General features: G+C 39.0%; 16 protein-coding genes. 14 read left to right on the forward strand and 2 right to left on the reverse strand.

Translation table 11 applies throughout. The features are described 5' to 3' along the window. Nucleotides 1-272 precede the first annotated feature (272 nt). The 13 genes from AB4153_RS06160 to glnS all read left to right on the forward strand — a co-directional run bounded on the left by AB4153_RS06160 (nt 273) and on the right by glnS (nt 16,051). Complete coding sequence (locus AB4153_RS06160) at nt 273-3,137, forward strand: TonB-dependent receptor domain-containing protein (protein WP_303516670.1); 2,865 nt, start codon at nt 273-275, stop codon at nt 3,135-3,137. Nucleotides 3,138-3,485: 348 nt separating this feature from the next. Then, the gene (locus AB4153_RS06165; RefSeq protein WP_102528591.1) at nt 3,486-4,268 is read left to right on the forward strand and encodes a DUF3450 domain-containing protein; all 783 of its coding nucleotides are present in this window, start codon (nt 3,486-3,488) and stop codon (nt 4,266-4,268) included. Then, complete coding sequence (locus tag AB4153_RS06170; protein WP_102528590.1) at nt 4,268-5,623, forward strand: MotA/TolQ/ExbB proton channel family protein; 1,356 nt, start codon at nt 4,268-4,270, stop codon at nt 5,621-5,623. Before AB4153_RS06165 ends, AB4153_RS06170 begins: the two co-directional genes overlap by 1 nt. Next, nucleotides 5,623-6,150 (forward strand): MotA/TolQ/ExbB proton channel family protein, encoded by a 528-nt coding sequence (locus AB4153_RS06175; protein WP_102528589.1) that lies wholly within the window; start codon nt 5,623-5,625, stop codon nt 6,148-6,150. The genes AB4153_RS06170 and AB4153_RS06175 overlap by 1 nt, the downstream gene beginning before the upstream one ends. A gap of 14 nt (nt 6,151-6,164) precedes the next feature. Next, nucleotides 6,165-6,569 carry a biopolymer transporter ExbD gene (locus tag AB4153_RS06180; RefSeq protein ID WP_102528588.1) on the forward strand — a complete coding sequence of 135 codons (405 nt, stop codon included), beginning with the start codon at nt 6,165-6,167 and terminating at the stop codon, nt 6,567-6,569. 1 nt (nt 6,570) lies between these two features. Then, entirely contained in the window at nt 6,571-7,191 is a 621-nt protein-coding gene (locus AB4153_RS06185; RefSeq protein WP_102528587.1) for an energy transducer TonB, read from the forward strand. Continuing rightward, a complete protein-coding gene (locus AB4153_RS06190; protein ID WP_303516667.1) occupies nt 7,191-8,441 on the forward strand; it encodes a tetratricopeptide repeat protein in 1,251 nt (416 codons plus the stop codon). Before AB4153_RS06185 ends, AB4153_RS06190 begins: the two co-directional genes overlap by 1 nt. Before the next feature lie 207 nt (nt 8,442-8,648). Continuing rightward, nucleotides 8,649-10,484: a DUF885 family protein gene (locus AB4153_RS06195; protein ID WP_303516665.1), complete on the forward strand. Its 1,836-nt coding sequence runs from the start codon at nt 8,649-8,651 to the stop codon at nt 10,482-10,484. Nucleotides 10,485-10,581: 97 nt separating this feature from the next. Continuing rightward, nucleotides 10,582-10,860 carry a peptidylprolyl isomerase gene (locus tag AB4153_RS06200; RefSeq protein ID WP_102528584.1) on the forward strand — a complete coding sequence of 93 codons (279 nt, stop codon included), beginning with the start codon at nt 10,582-10,584 and terminating at the stop codon, nt 10,858-10,860. Between the two features lie 75 nt (nt 10,861-10,935). Further along, entirely contained in the window at nt 10,936-11,478 is a 543-nt protein-coding gene (locus AB4153_RS06205) for a GNAT family N-acetyltransferase (RefSeq protein ID WP_371996733.1), read from the forward strand. A 219-nt stretch (nt 11,479-11,697) separates the two neighbouring features. Beyond that, nucleotides 11,698-11,937, forward strand: a complete 240-nt coding sequence (locus AB4153_RS06210; RefSeq protein WP_102528582.1) for a FeoA family protein — start codon at nt 11,698-11,700, stop codon at nt 11,935-11,937. Further along, the gene (feoB, locus tag AB4153_RS06215; RefSeq protein ID WP_371996735.1) at nt 11,930-14,224 is read left to right on the forward strand and encodes a Fe(2+) transporter permease subunit FeoB; all 2,295 of its coding nucleotides are present in this window, start codon (nt 11,930-11,932) and stop codon (nt 14,222-14,224) included. Before AB4153_RS06210 ends, feoB begins: the two co-directional genes overlap by 8 nt. A 156-nt stretch (nt 14,225-14,380) precedes the next feature. Then, the gene (gene glnS, locus AB4153_RS06220; protein ID WP_102528580.1) at nt 14,381-16,051 is read left to right on the forward strand and encodes a glutamine--tRNA ligase; all 1,671 of its coding nucleotides are present in this window, start codon (nt 14,381-14,383) and stop codon (nt 16,049-16,051) included. A gap of 123 nt (nt 16,052-16,174) precedes the next feature. Here the strand turns inward: glnS and AB4153_RS06225 are convergent, their stop codons facing one another. Further along, nucleotides 16,175-17,209, reverse strand: a complete 1,035-nt coding sequence (locus tag AB4153_RS06225; RefSeq protein ID WP_371996737.1) for a glucosaminidase domain-containing protein — start codon at nt 17,207-17,209, stop codon at nt 16,175-16,177. A 103-nt stretch (nt 17,210-17,312) separates the two neighbouring features. Beyond that, entirely contained in the window at nt 17,313-17,909 is a 597-nt protein-coding gene (locus tag AB4153_RS06230) for a Yip1 family protein (RefSeq protein WP_102528578.1), read from the reverse strand. Nucleotides 17,910-18,242: 333 nt separating this feature from the next. Here AB4153_RS06230 and miaE point away from each other — a divergent pair, with 333 nt between their 5' ends. After that, entirely contained in the window at nt 18,243-18,995 is a 753-nt protein-coding gene (gene miaE / locus AB4153_RS06235; RefSeq protein WP_371996738.1) for a tRNA isopentenyl-2-thiomethyl-A-37 hydroxylase MiaE, read from the forward strand. The last annotated feature ends 74 nt before the right edge of the window (nt 18,996-19,069 follow it).

The following is a 19,069-nucleotide window of genomic DNA, read 5'->3' on the forward strand; positions in this document are numbered from 1 at the left end:
CGTTTTTGATGGTAATTAAATTAATTGTTTTCTTTCAGATGCTTGCATGAACACTGCAGAGTATAACTCTGTTTGTGTTCATATATTTGAACAGATCAACTGCGTTAATGCCTCAATCTCTCGTTATGTTAATGAAACATATGTTGAATAAATGTTTTATTTGTGATTTTATTGCTCTTGAAATGTAGTAGCGGTGTAACTCGCACACATTCACCAACTTGATTTTGTTCAGTTGGAAAAATAAGAAAGATATAAGTCCAGGGAGATTGACAATGCATAAGAATTTATTAGCGAAATCAGTGCGTCTAGCAATGATTAGCGGTGCAGCTGCGGCAGCACTTAGTTCACCGGTAGCTTTTGCTGCTGAAGAAGGCGCTAAAGTTGAGCGTATTTCTGTAACTGGTTCTCGTATCAAGAGAACTGATATGGAAACTGCTTCGCCTATTACGGTAGTGACAGCAGAACAGATGAACCTACAAGGTATTCAGGACGTAGGTCAATTTTTACAAAATAGCTCAGTAATGTCTGGTTCTCCAGCCATGACCACAACAAACAATGGTGGTAATGGTGGAACATTTGTTGAGCTTCGTGGTTTAGGTACTTCTAGAACACTTGTTTTGGTTAATGGTCGCCGCCCAGTAAGCTCAGACTTCCAAAATATTCCAAGCTCAATGATTGAACGTATTGAAGTATTAAAAGATGGCGCTTCTGCAACTTACGGTGCAGATGCTGTAGCTGGTGTAGTTAACATTATTACACGAAGTGATTTTGAAGGTCTTGAAATTACTGCTCAAGCTAAAAATTCATTTGATGTAGACGAAAACTCTCAAACTAGCTTCAGCCTTGTAGCTGGTAAAGCATTTGATGATGGCCATTTAGTTTTTGGTGTTGACTGGGTTAAACAGGATGAAGTATACCAAGGTGATACAAGTATTGATTACCTAAATTACCCTTGGCAAGTTTGGGGTGAAGATGCTGAAGAATCTTTCTGGAAAAATGGATTAATTGGTACTGGAGACAATGCTAACGTTATTGAAGTCGGTTCAGGTTCTGTTCCATGTGGTAACTTTTATTTAGCATCTGGTGGTGCAAGCCAAACAAATGGTACCTGTGATGGTGGCATTGCTACAATCGATGATATGAGAGATTTTGTTGGCGGTGGCCCAAACAATGATACTTATAACTACGCACCAGTTAACTACCTTCAAACTCCTTATGAAAAATTAAACATATTTGTTGAAGGGAAGTTTGATCTTACAGATAATATGCGTGCTTACACAGAGACTCGCATTAACAAACGTGAATCTCGTCAAGAATTAGCTGCAGTACCTTATGATACTCGTTTTGACCCTGGATACTCAGGTGTTACTCCAGATGGAACTGAATTTAACGGTGTTTCTGTTGATAACTTCTACAACCCGTTTGGTGAAGATGTTGTTCGTTCAAGACGTCGTATGCTAGAAGGTGGTCGTAGTTTTGAACAAGACATCACTCGATACCAACAAGTCATTGGGTTTGAAGGTGAGTTAGGCGATAACTACTATTATGATGTGAATTATAACTATGGTCATAGCCAAACAATTTCTACCGATTTTGGACAACTATATGGACCAAACTTAGCTAAGGCTATGGGACCATCTTTCCAAGATGCAGAAGGTAATATTGTATGTGGTACAGCTGCCTCACCAATTTCCGATTGTGTTTCAATGAACGTATTTGGTGGCCCAGGTTCTGTTACACAAGAAATGTTAGACTATGTAACTGCTCCTCTTGTCGATTCTGATATTTATACTCTTCAAACTGTTACAGCATTTATTGGTGGTGATTTATTTGAATTGCCTGCAGGTATCATGACTGGTGGTGTTGGTTATGAATATCGCGATGAGGAATATAAAGCCCGTAGAGATTCTGGTAAGTTTATGGGTGAAGTAACTGGTAATAAATCAAAAGGAACTCAAGGTCGATTCAACGTAAACAGCTTATTTGCAGAATTCCGAATTCCTGTATTAAGTGATTTACCATTAGTTGAAAGTTTAGAGTTGCCAGTTGGTGTTCGTTACGATGACTTCTCAGCATTTGGTGGAAGCACTACTTATCAATTAGGTGCAGAGTGGAAAGTCATTGATGGATTAATGGTTCGATCTACTTATGGCACAGTATTCCGTGCTCCAACCATTTCAAACCTGTATTCACCAGAAAGTGATTCATTCCCATCGGCAACAGATCCATGTAGCACAGCAAACTGGGCTACCCTATCAGCAGCTCAACAAGGTTACTGTATGGCTGATGGAGTTCCAACTGGTGGTTCTAATAACTTAGATGCTCAACAACTGGCTCAGGTCGGTGGTAATGAAGATTTACAGCCTGAAGAAGGTGATACATTCACAGTTGGTTTTGCTTATTCACCAGATTTCCTCGAAGGTTTTGGTTTAACAGTTGATTACTGGTCTATTGAAATTGATGATGTTATTGACTCAATTGGTGCTGATGATTCGCTTAAAGGTTGTTATTACGGTGGTATCGAATCTCTATGTGCAAACATTGAACGTACTAACGGTGAACTATCTTACATTAGTGAAAAAGACACCAATTTAAGCAGAATGACTGCAAAAGGTGTAGATTTCGACGCTAACTATGCATTTAGTGCATTAGCTGGTGACTTTAATCTAAACTTATCTTGGACTCATTTCTTAGAACGTGAAAACCAAGTTTATAACTCAGATACTTTCGCATTTGAGATGGAAGACTTGAATGGTCGTTTTGAAAATGACGTTAGTTATGCGACAGATAAAGCTAATTTTACTGCAAACTATACTTGGGAAGATTTAACCATTGCGTATGCTGCAAATTATATCTCAAGTTTACAGTATGATGATTTATTATATTGGGGCACTACCTTAAATGATCCGAACGATCCAAATTCAGGTAACCACCAATATGAAGTTGATTCGTATTTTTACCATGATATTTCAGCAACCTACAATTTCGACACTGGTACTAAAATCAGTGTAGGTGTTGAGAACTTTACTGATGAAGAGCCTCCATACATCGAGCCTGCATTTAACGGTAATACTGATGAAAGTACTTATCGTCTATTTGGAGCAAGTTGGTTTGCTCGAATCTCTCAAAAGTTCTAAATTGAAAACTTAGTTAAAAAGCACCTTCTAGGTGCTTTTTTTTTGTCCTTTATATGATACAAATGATCCAATAGATTGTTTAATGATTATAAATTAGGCTTTCGTTTGACTTTGAGCACCTAACTGGTCTTTCCAAGTATTTTAGATGTTCTCAATTGTTGACACAGGTCAACATTTTGTGAAATGATGCGAGCGGGTCTATACCTTAGCAGGTATAGAATAGGGAAGAAAAAACTAACAATCACAAGAGAAAGATAGACTTAGTAGCAGCAACAAAGATTAACAAATTAATCTTGGTTGTTACTCATTAGTTAAGCTTTCTAATTCACTATAAATTGGTTGGGAACTATGTCCAAGGTAAGCAATAGAACAAAAATCGCTACTGCACTTGTTGGCGCGCTTGCATTAGCTAGCAGCAACTTCGTGATTGCAGATCCTCTAAGCGATGTACAAAAAGCAGATACTAAGATTCATACAGATGCTGCTGCGTCGCAAAACAAAGTAGACAAATATTTTGATCAAGCACAAGACATGCTATTTGAGTATGGCTCAGTTGCTGATGAACGTGAGTCTCTTAAATCATACAACGATTACGTTGCAGGCTTAGTTGCAGATCAAGAAGCAACTATGAAACTAATTCAAGATGATATCGACGGTGTTGATGCTCTTAGACAAGGTGTTGTTCCTTTAATGTTTAAAATGGTTGATGCACTAGAGCAATTCATTGCTTTAGACCTACCATTCAATCTTGAAGCGCGTGAAACTCGTGTTCAACGCTTAAAAGATACATTAAACAGTGCTGAAGTTACATTAGCTGAAAAGTACCGTTTAATCCTTGATGCATATAATATTGAACGTGAATACGGTTCAAAACTTATTGCAGAAACAGGCCAATTAGAACTTGACGGTAAAGAAATCCTAGTTGATTTCTTAAATTTCGGTCGAGTAAGTTTATATGCTCAAAGCCAAGATCAAAAGTCGGCTTGGATGTATAACGAAGATTCTAAAAGCTGGGATAAGTTAGAAGATAGCTATCTTCGTAACTTAAGCAAAGCAATTAAACAGGCTCGTGGTCAAGGTGCTCCTGATCTATTCGCCTTACCAATCCCTGCTGCGGAGGCTGCGCAATAATGAAAAAGTTTATTACTACAGCAATCGTTGCTGCAACTCTGTCACTAACGTCTGGAATGGTTAGTGCTGCTGATGCACCAAAGACGATTGAACAATTGTTGAAACAAGTACAGACAGATCGTGCAAACGCAAGTAAAACAAACAAAAAGCGTGAAGCAGAGTTTTTGAATGAGCGTGGCGATAAAGCGGCTCTTTTAAAGCGTGAAAAATCAGCTTTAGCTGCTGAAACTCAACGTGGTAAAGATTTAGCTCAAGCTTTTACTGACAACGAACGTAAAATTGCACAACTAGAAGAAGATCGTAAGATTGCTTCTGGTGATTTAGGCGAAATGTTTGGTGTTGTTAAAGGTGAAGCCGGTGATTTTGCTGGTAAGTTAGTTTCATCTAACATTACTGCACAGTTCCCAGGTCGTGATGCATTTATTGCAGAACTAGGTGCTCGTAAAGAATTACCTAAAATTAACGAACTAGAGCAGTTTTGGGAAGCACAGCTTTTCGAAATGGTTGAATCTGGCAAAGTTGTTAGTTTTGATGCAGACGTTACAGGTTTAGACGGTAGTGTTCAGAACACCTCTGTTATTCGTGTTGGTGCATATAACTTATTAGCTGACGGTCAATATGTTGTTTACAACGCAGACCTTGGTTTAATTCAACAACTATCACAACAACCGGGTGGCGCTCAGGTTTCAAGTGTTAAGTCATTCACTAGTGCAACTTCAGGTTACGAAAAATTATTTGTTGACCCTGCACGTGGCGTATTACTTAGCGTATTCACTCAAAAAGCGACAATCGAAGAACGTATTGAAGCGGGTGGACCAATTGGTTACATCATTATTGGCTTACTTGTTCTTGGTGCTTTAATTTCGATTGAACGTCTAGTAACGCTATATGTTGTTGGTGCTAAAGTTAAAGCGCAACGTAAAGATATCAATAATCCAGGTAACAATGCATTAGGTCGTGTTCTTAAGGTTTACCAAGAGAACAAAGATGTTGATGTTGAAACACTTGAGTTGAAACTTGACGAAGCAATTTTGAAAGAAACACCTGCTCTTGAAGCTCGTATCTCAATCATTAAAGTACTAGCAGCTATCGCTCCAATGATGGGTCTACTAGGTACAGTAACGGGTATGATTGCAACCTTCCAAACAATTCAATTGTTCGGTACAGGTGACCCACGCTTAATGGCTGGTGGTATTTCAATGGCATTGATGACAACTGTTCAAGGTCTAGTTGCTGCACTACCATTAATGCTTATGCATGCAATCGTAGTAGCACGTAGTAAAACAGTGGTTCAAGTTCTTGAAGAGCAAAGCGCTGGTATTATTGCAGAGCATGCTGAGAAGAGGGCTGACTAATGATGCTAATCCTGATGGATGTTTGGGACTCTGTCAGGGGCTTCATGGCCACCGGAGGAGATATCCTCTGGCTGGTAGCGGCTGTACTATTCCTAATGTGGGTATTGATGCTAGAGCGCTTTTGGTATGTCAATTGGGTAGCACCAAAAGAGCATAAAGGTATTATTAACTTATGGAATAATCGAGAGGATTCAACCTCTTGGTATGCGCACCGTATCCGTGAAGCTTGGATGTCCCAAGCAAAACAAGATATGAATGCTCGTATGCTGATGATCAAAACCTTGGTAGCCATCTGTCCTATGATTGGTCTACTTGGTACCGTAACCGGAATGATTGCAGTGTTCGATGTGATGGCAGTTCATGGTACGAGTAACGCTCGTATGATGGCGGCTGGTATTTCAATGGCAACCATGCCGACAATGGCAGGAATGGTTGCAGCATTATCTGGTGTATTTTTTAGCACTCGATTAGATGCAAAAATGAAAATCAGTCTCGAAAAGCTTAAAGATAGCTTGCCACACCACTAGAGAGAGTATTTAAAATGGCACGTAAAAAGCATTTAAATGTAGAAGAAGAAGCACAAGTAGATATGACTCCGATGCTAGATATCGTGTTCATTATGCTTATCTTCTTTATTGTGACGACTTCGTTCATTAAGCCTTCAGGTCTTGATTATAAGAAACCTGAAGCTTCTACAGCGACACAACAGAAATCTGCAAACATCTTTATTGGTGTGAGTAAGACAGGCGTAATTAAGATGGAAAACCGTCAGGTTGACATCGAGCGTGTAACAGCAAACGTAGAACGTATGTTAGCTGAATCACCTGAAGCGGCTGTATTAATCGAAGCAGACCAAGAAGCCGAGCATGGCCTTGTAGTTAAGGTTATGGACAACGTTAAGAAAGCGGGTATCGATAAAATTTCGATTTCAGCGGGGAAAGACTAATATGCTGAGAGCAATAGTATCACTCATTTTAGGTGCTGCTGTTACTTTCGCCCTGTTTGTCTTCATGGCCTTCTTGGTCGGTGGCGGCGCCAAGCGCGCCGATACCAAAACTGATTCTCCTATTATTGAGATCAGTATGGATAAGCAGGATACGAAAGTTCAGGACAAGCCAAGGGTTAAACCGAAGCCACCAGCGCCACCTGAGCAACCACCAAAGCCGGATACGACTCCGCCTGACACGTCATCAGATATTGATACGAATATGGCATTTAATATGAGTGGTGTTGTGGCAGGCGGTGCTAGCACAGGTTTTAAACTTGGCAACATGATGACGCGAGACGGTGATGCAACACCAATTGTACGTATTGATCCTCAATACCCAATTGCTGCAGCACGTGATGGTAAAGAAGGTTATGTTCAACTTTCATTTACTATTAATGAACTCGGCGGAATCGAAGATGTTAAAGTTATTAAAGCTGAACCTAAACGTTTATTTAACCGCGAAGCAGTTAGAGCACTAAAGAAATGGAAATATAAGCCTAAGATCATTGATGGAAAAGCAATGAAAGTTCCTAATATGACAGTACAGCTTGATTTCTCATTGGATAAAGGAGGTAACTAATGCGTAAGATATCTACACTAGCTAGTGCGTTATTACTGACTTTATCATCTAGCTCTCTACTTGCTGTTTCAACAGCTCAAGCCGCTGAAAAGTGTCCGATTGATGACCGTCAATCTAGAGCTGTTGGTGCAAGTGCTGGTAAAAAAGTTCAAAAAGCTTTTGAAGAATATACAGAAGGCCGTCTTGACCAAGCGATTGAAATCTTATTAGAAGTTAATACTAAAAATGATTTCGATAAAGCGTATATCGATCGTATGATCGGTTCGTTTTATGCTGAAAAGGGTCAAATGGCGACAGCAGTTAAATACTTAAAAACTGCTGTTGATGCTGATATTCTTGGTGGTACAGATCATGCTGCGACATTACGTCTCTATGCTGATTTGTTACTTCAGGAAAAGAAGTTCAAAGACGCTATTCCTTACTACTACAAGTGGATGGATTTCACTTGTAAAGTTGACCCAGTAGTATACCGTCGTGTCGGTATTGCCTACAGTGAACTTAAACAGTGGGATAAAGTCCTTGAAGTAGCCGATAAAGGTCTTTCGTTAGTTGAAAAGCCTGATAAAGGCCTTTACCAAATGAAGTTGACTGCTTTCTTCAACCAGAAGAAGTATAAAGAAGCTGTAAAGATACTAGAAGTTATGGTGCCTTTATTCCAAGACGACAAACGTCTTTGGGTTCAGCTTGCTCAATTTTATTTGATGACTGAAGATTACACTAAGTCATTAGCAACTTATGATTTAGCTTATAAAAATGGTTTTCTTGAGTCTGACGGTAACATTACTCGTCTAGCTCAGCTTATGTCGCAAAACGGTGCTCCAATTAATGCTGCTAAGCTTTATGAAAAGCATATGAAATCTGGTTTAATCAAAGAGTCTGAAAAGACAATTAAGATTTTAGCCGGTTTCTATCATAATGCTAAGGACTTCACGAAAGCTGCTAAACTTTATGGCCAAGCCGCTGAGTTGTCAGGTGACGCTGATCTTTACCTTAAACAAGGTAAGATTTTAGCAATAGCTGAAAAGCCAAAATCTGCAATTCCTGTGTTTGAAAAGGCACTGTCAATTGGTTTAGATGAGCCAGGTGAAGCAGAACTTGAGTTAACATTAGCGCATTTAAGTTTGAAGCAGTATAAGTCTGCTTACAAACGTGCAAATCGAGCTGCTAAGTACAGCAAGACGAAGCGTAGTGCTAATAGCTATATTTCTTATATTAAAGAAAAAGCACGTATTAACAATATTACGTTATAATATTTGTTAATAAAAAAGCCCCTTTATGGGGCTTTTTTTATGCCTGTTAATCTTATAGTTATCTGTAATAATCAGTTTTCTTTGTTATCCTCTGTTACAGTTTTCTACTGGCTTTTAGTCGCTAAATTCCATAAATTACTCATAAAAATTAAAACTAGATTAACAATTGATTTCGGTAAACTTGTTGCCGCAAATAGGGAAATACCAATGAACAAAAATATTCTAGCAGTAGCTATTGCAGCTGTTGTTGCCTTATCAGCTTGTAACGATAAAAATATTACTAATAATGTTAGTAACAAAAATACTTCGACTACAGAAGCACCTGAATCTGCAACACAATCAGAAGCAGAGCGATATAACCAAATGGCTGATAGCTATTTTAAAGATTTATTGGCTTTAGAACCCATTTATGCCACATATGTAGGGGTTAATGATTACAACGATCAGTTTGGTGGTTCATTAACACCGGCCTACCTTAAGCAAAGACATGAGCTTAATTCTCGCTATTTAAAGCAAGCTAAATCAATTGATGTCGAGCAACTACCTGAAAACTTAGCGCTGAGTTTTGACATGTTTATCTATGATCGTCACATGGATTTAGTTGCTGAGTCTTATCCTGAATACTTGATGCCTATGAATCAGTTTTATAGCACTGTCATTAGTATGATTCAGTTAGGCAGCGGTGAGAGCGCTCAACCATTCAAAACAGTTGAAGACTATCAAAATTGGTTAGGTCGTCTAAAAGGTTTTATTAATTGGACTGTTTTAGCCCAATCTCAAATGGATGAAGGTATTAAGAGCAAAGTTGTGCTGCCTAAAGTGTTAGTTGAACGTATTATTCCTCAATTAGATGCTCAATTAGTTTCATCACCAAGTGAAAGCTTATTTTATGCGCCAGTTAATGCACTACCAGATGATTTTAGCGAAGCTGAAAAGAAAGCCATAACAGATGAATATAGTGTGTTAATTGAAGCTGATTTATTACCAGCATTAACACAATTACGAAATTACTTTAATGAGACGTATTTACCTCATGCTAGAGCATCTGACGGTTGGTGGGGACTTCCTAATGGTAAAGAATGGTACCAATCTCTAGCCAATAGCCATACAACAACAAAAATGTCAGTAGATGAAATTCATCAAATTGGTTTGTCTGAAGTAAAACGTATTTTAACTGAAATGGATGTGGTGAGAGAACAAGTAAAATTTGAAGGCGATTTAACTGCGTTTTTTGCATCATTAGGGAGTGAACCTGAATACTTCTTCAGTGAAAGACAGGGGCTTATTGATGGTTATATGTCGTTGAAAGATGACATTAATAAAGAGTTACCAAAATACTTCAATGTTATGCCCAAAGCAGATTATGTAGTAAAACCTGTTGAAAGCTTTAGAGAACAATCAGCAGCAGGCGCTTCTTATCAATCTCCAGCTGTGGATGGGTCTCGCCCTGGTGTGTTTTACATCAACACTTATAACCTAAAAGCTCAACCAAAGTGGGGCATGACGACGCTCTCTTTACATGAAGCCGCTCCTGGTCATCATTTTCAAATTGCCATCAAGCAAGAGCTTACTGGTATACCTGAATTTCAACGCTTTCAAGGTTACACGGCATTTGAAGAAGGTTGGGCGTTATATGCGGAATATTTAGGGATCGAAATGGGCCTATTTAATGACCCTTACCAATATTTCGGTAAGCTGTCAGATGAAATGTTACGTGCAATGCGCTTAGTGGTCGATACTGGTCTGCATGCTAAAGGTTGGAGTCGAGAGCAGGCAATTCAATACATGAAAGATAACTCGCCAATGGCGGAGTCAGATATTGTCGCCGAGGTTGAACGGTATATGGCAATTCCAGGCCAAGCCTTATCTTATAAAATCGGTCAACTTACGATTTTGAAGCTAAGAGCTGATGCTGAAGAGCAACTGGGTGAGAAATTTGATCTGAAAGGTTTTCATGACCAAATATTAACCACTGGTTCATTACCAATGGCGGTTATGGAGAAAAAGATTGCACGTTGGGTTGAAACTGAATTGGCAAAATAGTTAATTACTGTTAGCTTAGCGATTGTTATTTAAATTTAGGGAGCAATTGATGCTCCCTAATATTTTACGTTTTATTATTTAAAAGTAGGGGTTCACCATGGTACAGGCAACAGCAAGACACCTTTTAGTTAGTTCAGAAGAGCAGTGTGAACAATTGAAGCAACAAATCGTTGCAGGTGCTGATTTCGCTGAAATCGCAAAAGCGAACTCTTCTTGTCCTTCAGGTGCGCAAGGCGGTGAATTGGGTTCATTTGGTCCTGGAATGATGGTTCGTGAATTTGATGAAGTGGTATTTAGTGCTCCATTAAATGAAGTGCAGGGTCCTGTAAAAACTCAATTTGGTTATCACCTGCTTGAGGTGACTAGCCGCGGTTAATTCAACATTAATCGTTGAAGGCAGCTTCGGCTGCCTTTTTTGTCTTTAAAATATGAAGCGCATAAGGAATGTGAAATGGTTGAACTGTATACGGATAGGTTAGTGATCAGAACAATTAAAAAGGAAGATTGGGCTAATGTTTTCGCCATAAATTCAGACCCATCGGTTTTGAAATATATTAGGGAATTTACTTCAGAAGAAGATATTAAAACTACTTTTGAGCAACGCTTATTACCTTGGGATTTTCAATCAGGTAAATGGCTAACATTGGTTATTGAAACTGTTGATACTCATGAATTTGTAGGGTTGACGGGATTTATTCGTGATTGTGAAATAATGAATAGGGCTGAAGTGGGTTACTTGATCACACCGAGTAAGCAGGGATTTGGTTATGGTACAGAAAGTCTTAAAGCGGTAATTGATTGGGGAATTTTCCAGTTTAATATTGAAAAGTTTATTGGTCATTGCGCGGTAAAGAATAATGCTTCAGCACAAGTCATGAAAAAGTGTGGTTTCATTGAGGAAGGTTTGCTTAGAGAAAACCATAGAATCGGTGATGTGAAAATTGATGAACACGTATTTGGCTTGCTTCAATCTGACATACGTTCATTAGCCTAGATAACACGAAAGACAACACGAATTTCTTTTATCTGTAAATTTACAAAATTAATACACAAAATATCTTCTTAAACATGGATATTTATCACATAATTACCAATACAATTGAAAACTATTCTCGTTTCCACTTACAAAACATGATCTAGGTAAAGGTATTGCTTACATGGCTCATATAAAATCAGCCCATAACAAAATTTTTGAACGCAAGGTGAATGTCTAATGAAGCTCAGTGAACTCAACCCCGGAGACACGGCGAAGATTGCTGAAATCGGTCAACTCTCTTTACCTCAAACGGTAAAGCGTAAATTGTTATCAATGGGGATTACACCTCATACAGCGTTCAAAATGCTCCGCCGTGCACCGATGGGATCAGGCGTTGAATTAGAGTTACGAGGCAGCCGTTTATGTATGCGCCGTGATTTAGCGGATATTATTGAGGTGGTAGTAACAAATGACTAAAGAATTCCATTGCGTAACAGTAGGCAACCCAAATGCAGGTAAGTCTACTTTATTTAATGCTTTGACAGGTTCTAACCAGCAAGTGGGGAACTGGTCTGGCGTGACTGTTGAGAAAAAAACAGGTTATTTCACCCTAGATAATACAGATGTTCATTTAACAGATTTACCGGGAATATATGATTTACTACCAGCTGGCAATAGTTGTGACTGTTCTTTAGATGAGCAAATAGCACAACAATATCTCGCTGAGCAACGTGTTGACGGCATCATTAATTTAGTTGATGCGACAAACATTGAAAGACACCTTTACTTAACCGTACAACTTAGAGAGCTTGGTGTTCCTATGGTTGTGGTGCTTAATAAAATCGACGCTGCCAAAAAATTGGGTATCAATACTGATTTAGCGTTAATGAGTAAAGAGTTAGGTTGTCCTGTCATTGCTGTTTGCTCACGAAAAGAAGCAGACGTAAAGCAAGTGCAAGATCAAGTATTAAGATTATTAAATGGTGAAATAACTGAATCACCGCTTATGCTTCAATACGATGAAAGTATTGAGTCAGGCGTAAAAACTTTACAGCGCCATTCAGAAGAGCTCAGCCGCGGTCGTGCATTAGCTATGTTGGGCAATGGTAATGGTTGCGGTCAATGTGATAGCACTAACCTTAAAGATGTTGTCAAAGAATGCACCCAAATAGCAGAACAATCAGGTACTGATATTGAAGTATTGGTAGCTACAACACGGTTTGATTTCGTTCAAAAAGTTTTCGATGGTTCAGTTGATATTGCAGGGCACGAAAGTGCCAGTGACAAGTTAGATAAAGTATTATTACACCCGGTTTTAGGGGTGCCAGTATTCTTATTTGTTATGTACTTGATGTTCATGTTCAGTATCAATGTTGGTAGTGCATTTATCGATTTCTTCGATATCGCTGCAGGTGCTGTATTTGTTGATCAGTTCGGTGCACTACTAGAGTCGATTGGTTCGCCAGTTTGGCTTGTAACAATCCTTGCAGGCGGTATTGGCCAGGGTATCCAAACAGTAGCGACTTTTATTCCTGTCATTGCAGCGCTCTTTTTAGCCTTGTCAGTATTAGAAGCGTCGGGTTACATGTCTAGAGCCGCTTTTGTGGTCGACGGTTTGATGCGTCGTATCGGTCTTCCGGGTAAAGCATTCGTTCCAATGATTGTTGGTTTTGGTTGTTCAGTACCAGCGATTATGGCTACCCGTACTTTAGGCAGTGAAAGAGAAAGAATCGTGACAGGCATGATGGCGCCATTCATGTCTTGTGGTGCACGTTTACCGGTTTACGCATTGTTTGCTGCTGCGTTTTTTCCTGAGTCAGGACAAAACTTAGTCTTTTTACTTTATATCATCGGTATTATTGCTGCAGTGGGTACAGGTTTATTACTAAGAAGCACAGTATTACCAGGAAGTAGCAGCGCGGTTGTAATGGAATTGCCTAGCTATGAAATGCCTAAGCTTAAAGCAGTGTTTTCCCGTACAACTAAGCGTACAAAAAGTTTTATTTTAGGTGCAGGTAAAACCATTGTGATTGTGGTGACCTTGCTTAACTTTGTAAATGCTATTGGTACTGATGGTAGCTTTGGCCATGAAGACAGTAAAGAATCTGTACTAAGTGTATTAAGCCAAAAAGTCACTCCGTTATTCTCGCCAATGGGTGTTGAGCAAGATAACTGGCCAGCAACAGTAGGCATTATTACAGGTATTTTTGCGAAAGAAGCTGTTGTAGGCACATTAAACAGTCTTTATTCAGATCCATCTGATGGTGATGAAGAGCTTGCAAGCCTTTCTGAAAGCTTCTCAGAAGCATTAGGTACAATTCCTGAGAACCTATTTGGTATTGCACCTGAGGATCCATTGTCATTAGATGTGGGTAATGTTGAAAGTATTGAAGAAGCTGCTGAGGAGCAGGGCGTGGATCGCTCAACGTTTAGCGCACTTCAAGCTGGCTTTACCACTAAGGTGGCTGCATTTTCTTACCTATTATTCGTATTGCTATATACGCCTTGTGTTGCTGCAATGGGTGCATTAGTGAATGAGTTCGGTAACAAGTGGGCTCGATTCGCGGCTTTATGGACATTTGCTTTAGCTTACGGCAGTGCTACCGTGGTGTATCAAGGTGCTAATATTGCCAAACACCCAGTGCAATCGGTCAGCTGGATTTCATTCTTTACTATTGCTTTAGTGGGCTATTATTTCTGGCTTAAGAAACAAGGTAAGAAGAACCAACAGATTATTCCAGGTGTAAGAGTTATCACTGAATAAGCCTTTTTAATGTTCAAATTAAAACCAGCATTTTGATAAATGCTGGTTTTTTGTTTTTAGACTATTATTTTTATCAAACAGGCATTGTAACTCGCGTAAAACTGTAGGATCATCGAAGGTCTGAAAATTTTACCATCGTGCACTAAGAGGAACTCCATGAGTCAAGTGGACAACGAAGTACGTCCAAGTAACTTCATACGTAATATCATTGATGAAGACTTAAAAAGTGGCAAGCACACTAGTGTGCAAACCCGTTTCCCGCCAGAGCCAAATGGTTTTTTACATATTGGTCATGCGAAGTCTATTTGTTTGAATTTTGGTATTGCACAAGATTATCAAGGTCAGTGTAACTTGCGCTTTGATGATACCAATCCTGAAAAAGAAGATATCGATTATGTTCATTCAATTCAGGATGACGTTCGTTGGTTAGGTTTCGATTGGTCTGGTGAAATTCGTTATTCGTCTAATTATTTTGATCAACTACACCAGTATGCGGTGGAGTTAATCACTAAAGGTCTGGCTTATGTCTGTTTCTTAAATGCAGAAGAAACGCGTGAGTACCGTGGCACATTAAAAGAGCCTGGTAAGAACAGTCCTTATCGCGACACTTCTGTTGAAGAAAACTTAGCGTTATTTGAGAAAATGCGTTTAGGAGAATTCAAAGAAGGTGAATGTGCACTAAGAGCTAAAATTGACATGGCTTCGCCGTTCATGTGTATGCGCGACCCTGTCATTTATCGTATTCGCTTTGCACATCATCACCAAACCGGTGATAAGTGGTGTATTTACCCAATGTACGACTTTACTCATTGTATTTCTGATGCCATTGAAAATATTACGCATTCATTATGTACCTTAGAGTTTCAAGATAACCGTCGTTTGTACGATTGGGTATTAGATCATTTGGATGATTTCAATCAGCCTAACCGTACTCGTCAATATGAGTTTTCAAGATTGAATCTTGAGTACACTTTGATGTCGAAACGTAAATTGAACGACCTAGTGACTAATAATTTAGTTAACGGCTGGGATGATCCTCGCATGCCTACTATTGCAGGGTTACGTCGTAGAGGTTATACACCTGCATCGATTCGAGAATTCTGTCAACGCATTGGTGTGACCAAGCAAGAAAACTTGATTGAAGGTGGTGTTCTAGATGCTTGTATTCGTGAAGAATTAAACGAACATGCACCGAGAGCAATGGCTGTATTGAGACCAATTAAAGTGGTTATTGAGAATTATCCTTCAGCAACGCCTGAAACGATCAATGCACCAATGCACCCTAATAAACCAGAAATGGGTACGCGCGAATTAGCTTTTGGTAAAGAGCTATTTATAGATGCGGAAGATTTTCGTGAATCAGCAAATAAGCATTTCAAACGCCTAGTATTAGGCAAAGAAGTTCGTTTACGTAATGCTTATGTGATTAAAGCTGAGCGCTTTGAACAAGATGACGAAGGTAATGTCACAACGGTTTATTGTACTTACGATAACGAAACCTTGGGTAAGAACCCAAGTGACGGTCGTAAAGTAAAAGGTGTGATTCATTGGGTCGAAGCAAGTACTGCTAAACCTGCTGAGTTCCGCATTTATAATCGTTTATTTACTGATGCAACCCCAGCGGCATTCGATACTATTGATGAAGTTATCAATAGTGAATCATTGGTTGTCTTACAGGGAGTTGCAGAAGCAGGCCTAGTGAATGCTGAAGCTGAAAAAGCTTATCAGTTTGAGCGTGAAGGCTACTTCTGTGCGGACAATAAAGATTCTAGTAAAGAGCATTTAGTGTTCAATTTGACTGTGCCATTGCGTGACTCTTTCGCATAATCAGTTAATATAGCAGTTAATGCCTCGTTGCTTAAAACGGGATTTAAAATAAATAATGCCAGAGTGAATACTCTGGCATTTTTTTATTAGCATTTGAAAGCTCAAAAGCGAATTGAAAATAAGTTATTGATTAGCTGTTATCAAATGTAGCGGAGCACTTTCGCTGAGATAAGCTTCATCTACTTGTTCAAGTTTATTGAATCGAATCATTTGTTGAATTCCATCAATATATGCCTGGCCTCGTTCCGAGTATTTATCCAATGTATTGGCTAACTCTAAACCTGTAATTGGCTGATTATTTGCTCTTAAATCTCTTCGTAGCTCACGTAATTTCAAATAGGCAGCATTAGTGTTGATATTGAGCATATAGCCTTCAACAGAAGCTTGAGGCGTGTCAAAACGAGCTAAGCCATAATTGCCTAACTCTTTTCGTTGTTGTTTTGGGATCATGCCATTACCACTGAAGTCCCATTGGCCAAAGAAAGCATTACCTTCAAGAGTAAACCTCGAGGTTGCCCAGCCGCTTTCTTCTGCCGCCTGAGCCAATACTAGAGAAGGTGGCATGATATCAACACGTTTTAATAGCTGCTGGCGTTGTTCTTCGGTTATTGCCTCAAGGTGATCATTAATGACTCGGTATTTACGAGCAATAGTGATCAGTTGCTCATCATTTAAGGAAGCCTCTTTAACTGTTTCTCTTTCTATTGTTATGTTCTCATTGCTGATAAGAATAAGTGGCGCCATTAACCTAAAAAATACCATTTTTTTTAGTTGTACCGGTATTTCATTAGATGTTTGTTGCCATTTCTCGCTGACACTTTCAAACGTTAAGCGAGGGACCTCTCTAACTCCAGCGGCCCAGTTTTCTGTGTTGTAATTAAGTGAGTTAAACAATTCGATTAGTTCATCTAAAGAGTTCAAACTAATGTCTTTAGCAGGTGGTTGGCTACTCTTGTTTATTACAGGTTTAGGTTTTGCATTAGCAAGCTTGGTATTTGAAGGTTCGGTATTAGCAGATTTGCTAGGTGACTTTGCAACATATGAATTATTCTCTTGCTCAACTGGCGAAGGAGGAGATTTTACCCAGTAATTAATGGCAAAAAGACTGGCTAGGAGTAATACAACAAAGAGTATTTTTTGGTAGGTGTTTTTGGTCATATTTTATCCTAAACATAATTATTTCAAACTGAGCGAAAAAGGCTAAATCATTTACGCAATAAAAAAGGCGCTGAAAGCGCCTTTAATTATAGTATATAAATATTTATTGCATCATAGGTCCAAAGCCTAAGCTCCATAAAATAACGCTACTTCCCATTAAGCCGACTAATAACACGAGTCCTGCAGTCACTACAGAGCTGGCATAAATAAAGCCTTTTTCTTCGGGAATATTCATGATGATAGGTACGCCTGCATAGAGTAAATATACTGAGTAGGCTAAACCAGCAAGTCCAACCAGCATGATAAACCATAACACTGGATATAAAACTGAAATACCGACCATGAATAATGGTGTCGCTGTGTAAGCTGCTAATTCTAAGGCTTGAGTGAATGTTGGAGAGGCGTCGAAGGTCTTAGCCATCCAATAAGATAAATAAGCTAGCGCTAAAACACCGCCAATCAATCCGAAATACATGCCCACAGACATAAACATTGCACTTTGTGGGGTTAAAAATAATGGTTCACCATTTGCAGGGTGCCATCCAATATAAGCTGTTGCGATAAAGCTGCATACTGCAGGAATTAATGCGATAAGTAAGATGTGACTGAGACTGCTTTTGACAGCCTCATGGTTGCGTTCAATTGTTTTCCACTCTTCCTTCGGATGAGTGTATAGCCCCATTAAGTGATTTAGTATCATTGTTATTATCCTTGTTTAGCATTCATACATAGCTCGCCAAACTTCAGACGAACTGATCATAGCCCCATATATCAACCGCCTTAATCAGTCCAACACATACTGTCTTAAATGCTCTGCTTTTTGAGCGATTTAATCACAGTAATAACTTCATCCCTATAGAAGTTTATCCATTAAAGGCAATCGAAATACAACTTTAGCAACTATTGTTACGAAGATGTATAGACTATTTATTGAACATAAGCATCGATTCGTCAAGGGTTAATCGTGTTTTATCTGTAGAAATATCCTCAACGAAGGTAAAATACGTTCAAACCCTAACAAAAGTTTAAGTACATGCAGCAATTATTGGCGCCCATTTATCGTTTTTTAAAGTGTGAGACACCAGATAGTTGGATTAAAAAAGCGAGCCATTCTGATAATCTATCGGTTATATTACGCGACCATTTACTTTGTGAGCTTAAAGCGGCGCAAAGTGCGATGTTCCTTATTCGGAAATACGCTGTAGATAAAGAAAGTGCTAATAGATTAACTGAGTGGGTTAAACCTTATGAAGAGTTTGCTTACAAACGTATTGGCGATCTAAGCTCTTTAAAAGGTAAAAGTAATATTACCAAGCAAGTTATTGTGAGAGAAAACTGTCCTTATGGACAAGATCTCGTTGATAAAATGGTGCTGCTGATTAAAGAAGAATTACATCATTTCTATCAAGTCATGGAGCTGATGGAAAAAAAGAATGTCCCTTATGAACTTCTTGAAGCGGGTCGCTATGCTAAAGGCATGATGAAGCACGTTAAAACGTTTGAACCTGATGCATTAGTCGATAAGTTAATTATTGGAGCGTTTATTGAAGCTCGGTCGTGTGAGCGTTTTGCGAAACTTGCTCCACACCTTGATGCTGATTTAGAAAAGTTTTATATCTCTTTACTTCGATCAGAAGCGCGGCATTACAAAGACTACTTATCACTTGCAGAGTCTATTTCAGGCAAAGATATCAGTGAAAGGGTCGCTTTTTTTGCCACTGTAGAAGCAGATTTGATTTTATTGCCCGACGAAGACTTTAAGTTTCATAGTGGCTTACCAGTTTAAACCTCAAGACAATCAGTTTAATCAGAGCGTGATTGTTAACCATAGGATGATTTAGTGCGATTATTGGTTGGCTG

It is taken from the genome of Shewanella sp. 10N.286.52.E4 (genome assembly GCF_041468785.1).
GTDB lineage: Bacteria > Pseudomonadota > Gammaproteobacteria > Enterobacterales > Shewanellaceae > Shewanella > Shewanella electrodiphila.

Bases quoted from the DNA above. Each gene is read 5' to 3' on its own strand.
- AB4153_RS06180 (WP_102528588.1), top strand. From the start codon at position 6,165: ATGGCACGTAAAAAGCATTTAAATGTAGAAGAAGAAGCACAAGTAGAT.
- AB4153_RS06205 (WP_371996733.1), top strand. From the start codon at position 10,936: ATGGTTGAACTGTATACGGATAGGTTAGTGATCAGAACAATTAAAAAG.
- AB4153_RS06195 (WP_303516665.1), top strand. From the start codon at position 8,649: ATGAACAAAAATATTCTAGCAGTAGCTATTGCAGCTGTTGTTGCCTTA.
- feoB (WP_371996735.1), top strand. From the start codon at position 11,930: ATGACTAAAGAATTCCATTGCGTAACAGTAGGCAACCCAAATGCAGGT.
- AB4153_RS06230 (WP_102528578.1), bottom strand. From the start codon at position 17,909: ATGATACTAAATCACTTAATGGGGCTATACACTCATCCGAAGGAAGAG.
- glnS (WP_102528580.1), top strand. From the start codon at position 14,381: ATGAGTCAAGTGGACAACGAAGTACGTCCAAGTAACTTCATACGTAAT.
- AB4153_RS06160 (WP_303516670.1), top strand. From the start codon at position 273: ATGCATAAGAATTTATTAGCGAAATCAGTGCGTCTAGCAATGATTAGC.
- AB4153_RS06225 (WP_371996737.1), bottom strand. From the start codon at position 17,209: ATGACCAAAAACACCTACCAAAAAATACTCTTTGTTGTATTACTCCTA.
- AB4153_RS06210 (WP_102528582.1), top strand. From the start codon at position 11,698: ATGAAGCTCAGTGAACTCAACCCCGGAGACACGGCGAAGATTGCTGAA.
- AB4153_RS06165 (WP_102528591.1), top strand. From the start codon at position 3,486: ATGTCCAAGGTAAGCAATAGAACAAAAATCGCTACTGCACTTGTTGGC.
- miaE (WP_371996738.1), top strand. From the start codon at position 18,243: ATGCAGCAATTATTGGCGCCCATTTATCGTTTTTTAAAGTGTGAGACA.
- AB4153_RS06170 (WP_102528590.1), top strand. From the start codon at position 4,268: ATGAAAAAGTTTATTACTACAGCAATCGTTGCTGCAACTCTGTCACTA.
- AB4153_RS06200 (WP_102528584.1), top strand. From the start codon at position 10,582: ATGGTACAGGCAACAGCAAGACACCTTTTAGTTAGTTCAGAAGAGCAG.
- AB4153_RS06175 (WP_102528589.1), top strand. From the start codon at position 5,623: ATGATGCTAATCCTGATGGATGTTTGGGACTCTGTCAGGGGCTTCATG.
- AB4153_RS06185 (WP_102528587.1), top strand. From the start codon at position 6,571: ATGCTGAGAGCAATAGTATCACTCATTTTAGGTGCTGCTGTTACTTTC.
- AB4153_RS06190 (WP_303516667.1), top strand. From the start codon at position 7,191: ATGCGTAAGATATCTACACTAGCTAGTGCGTTATTACTGACTTTATCA.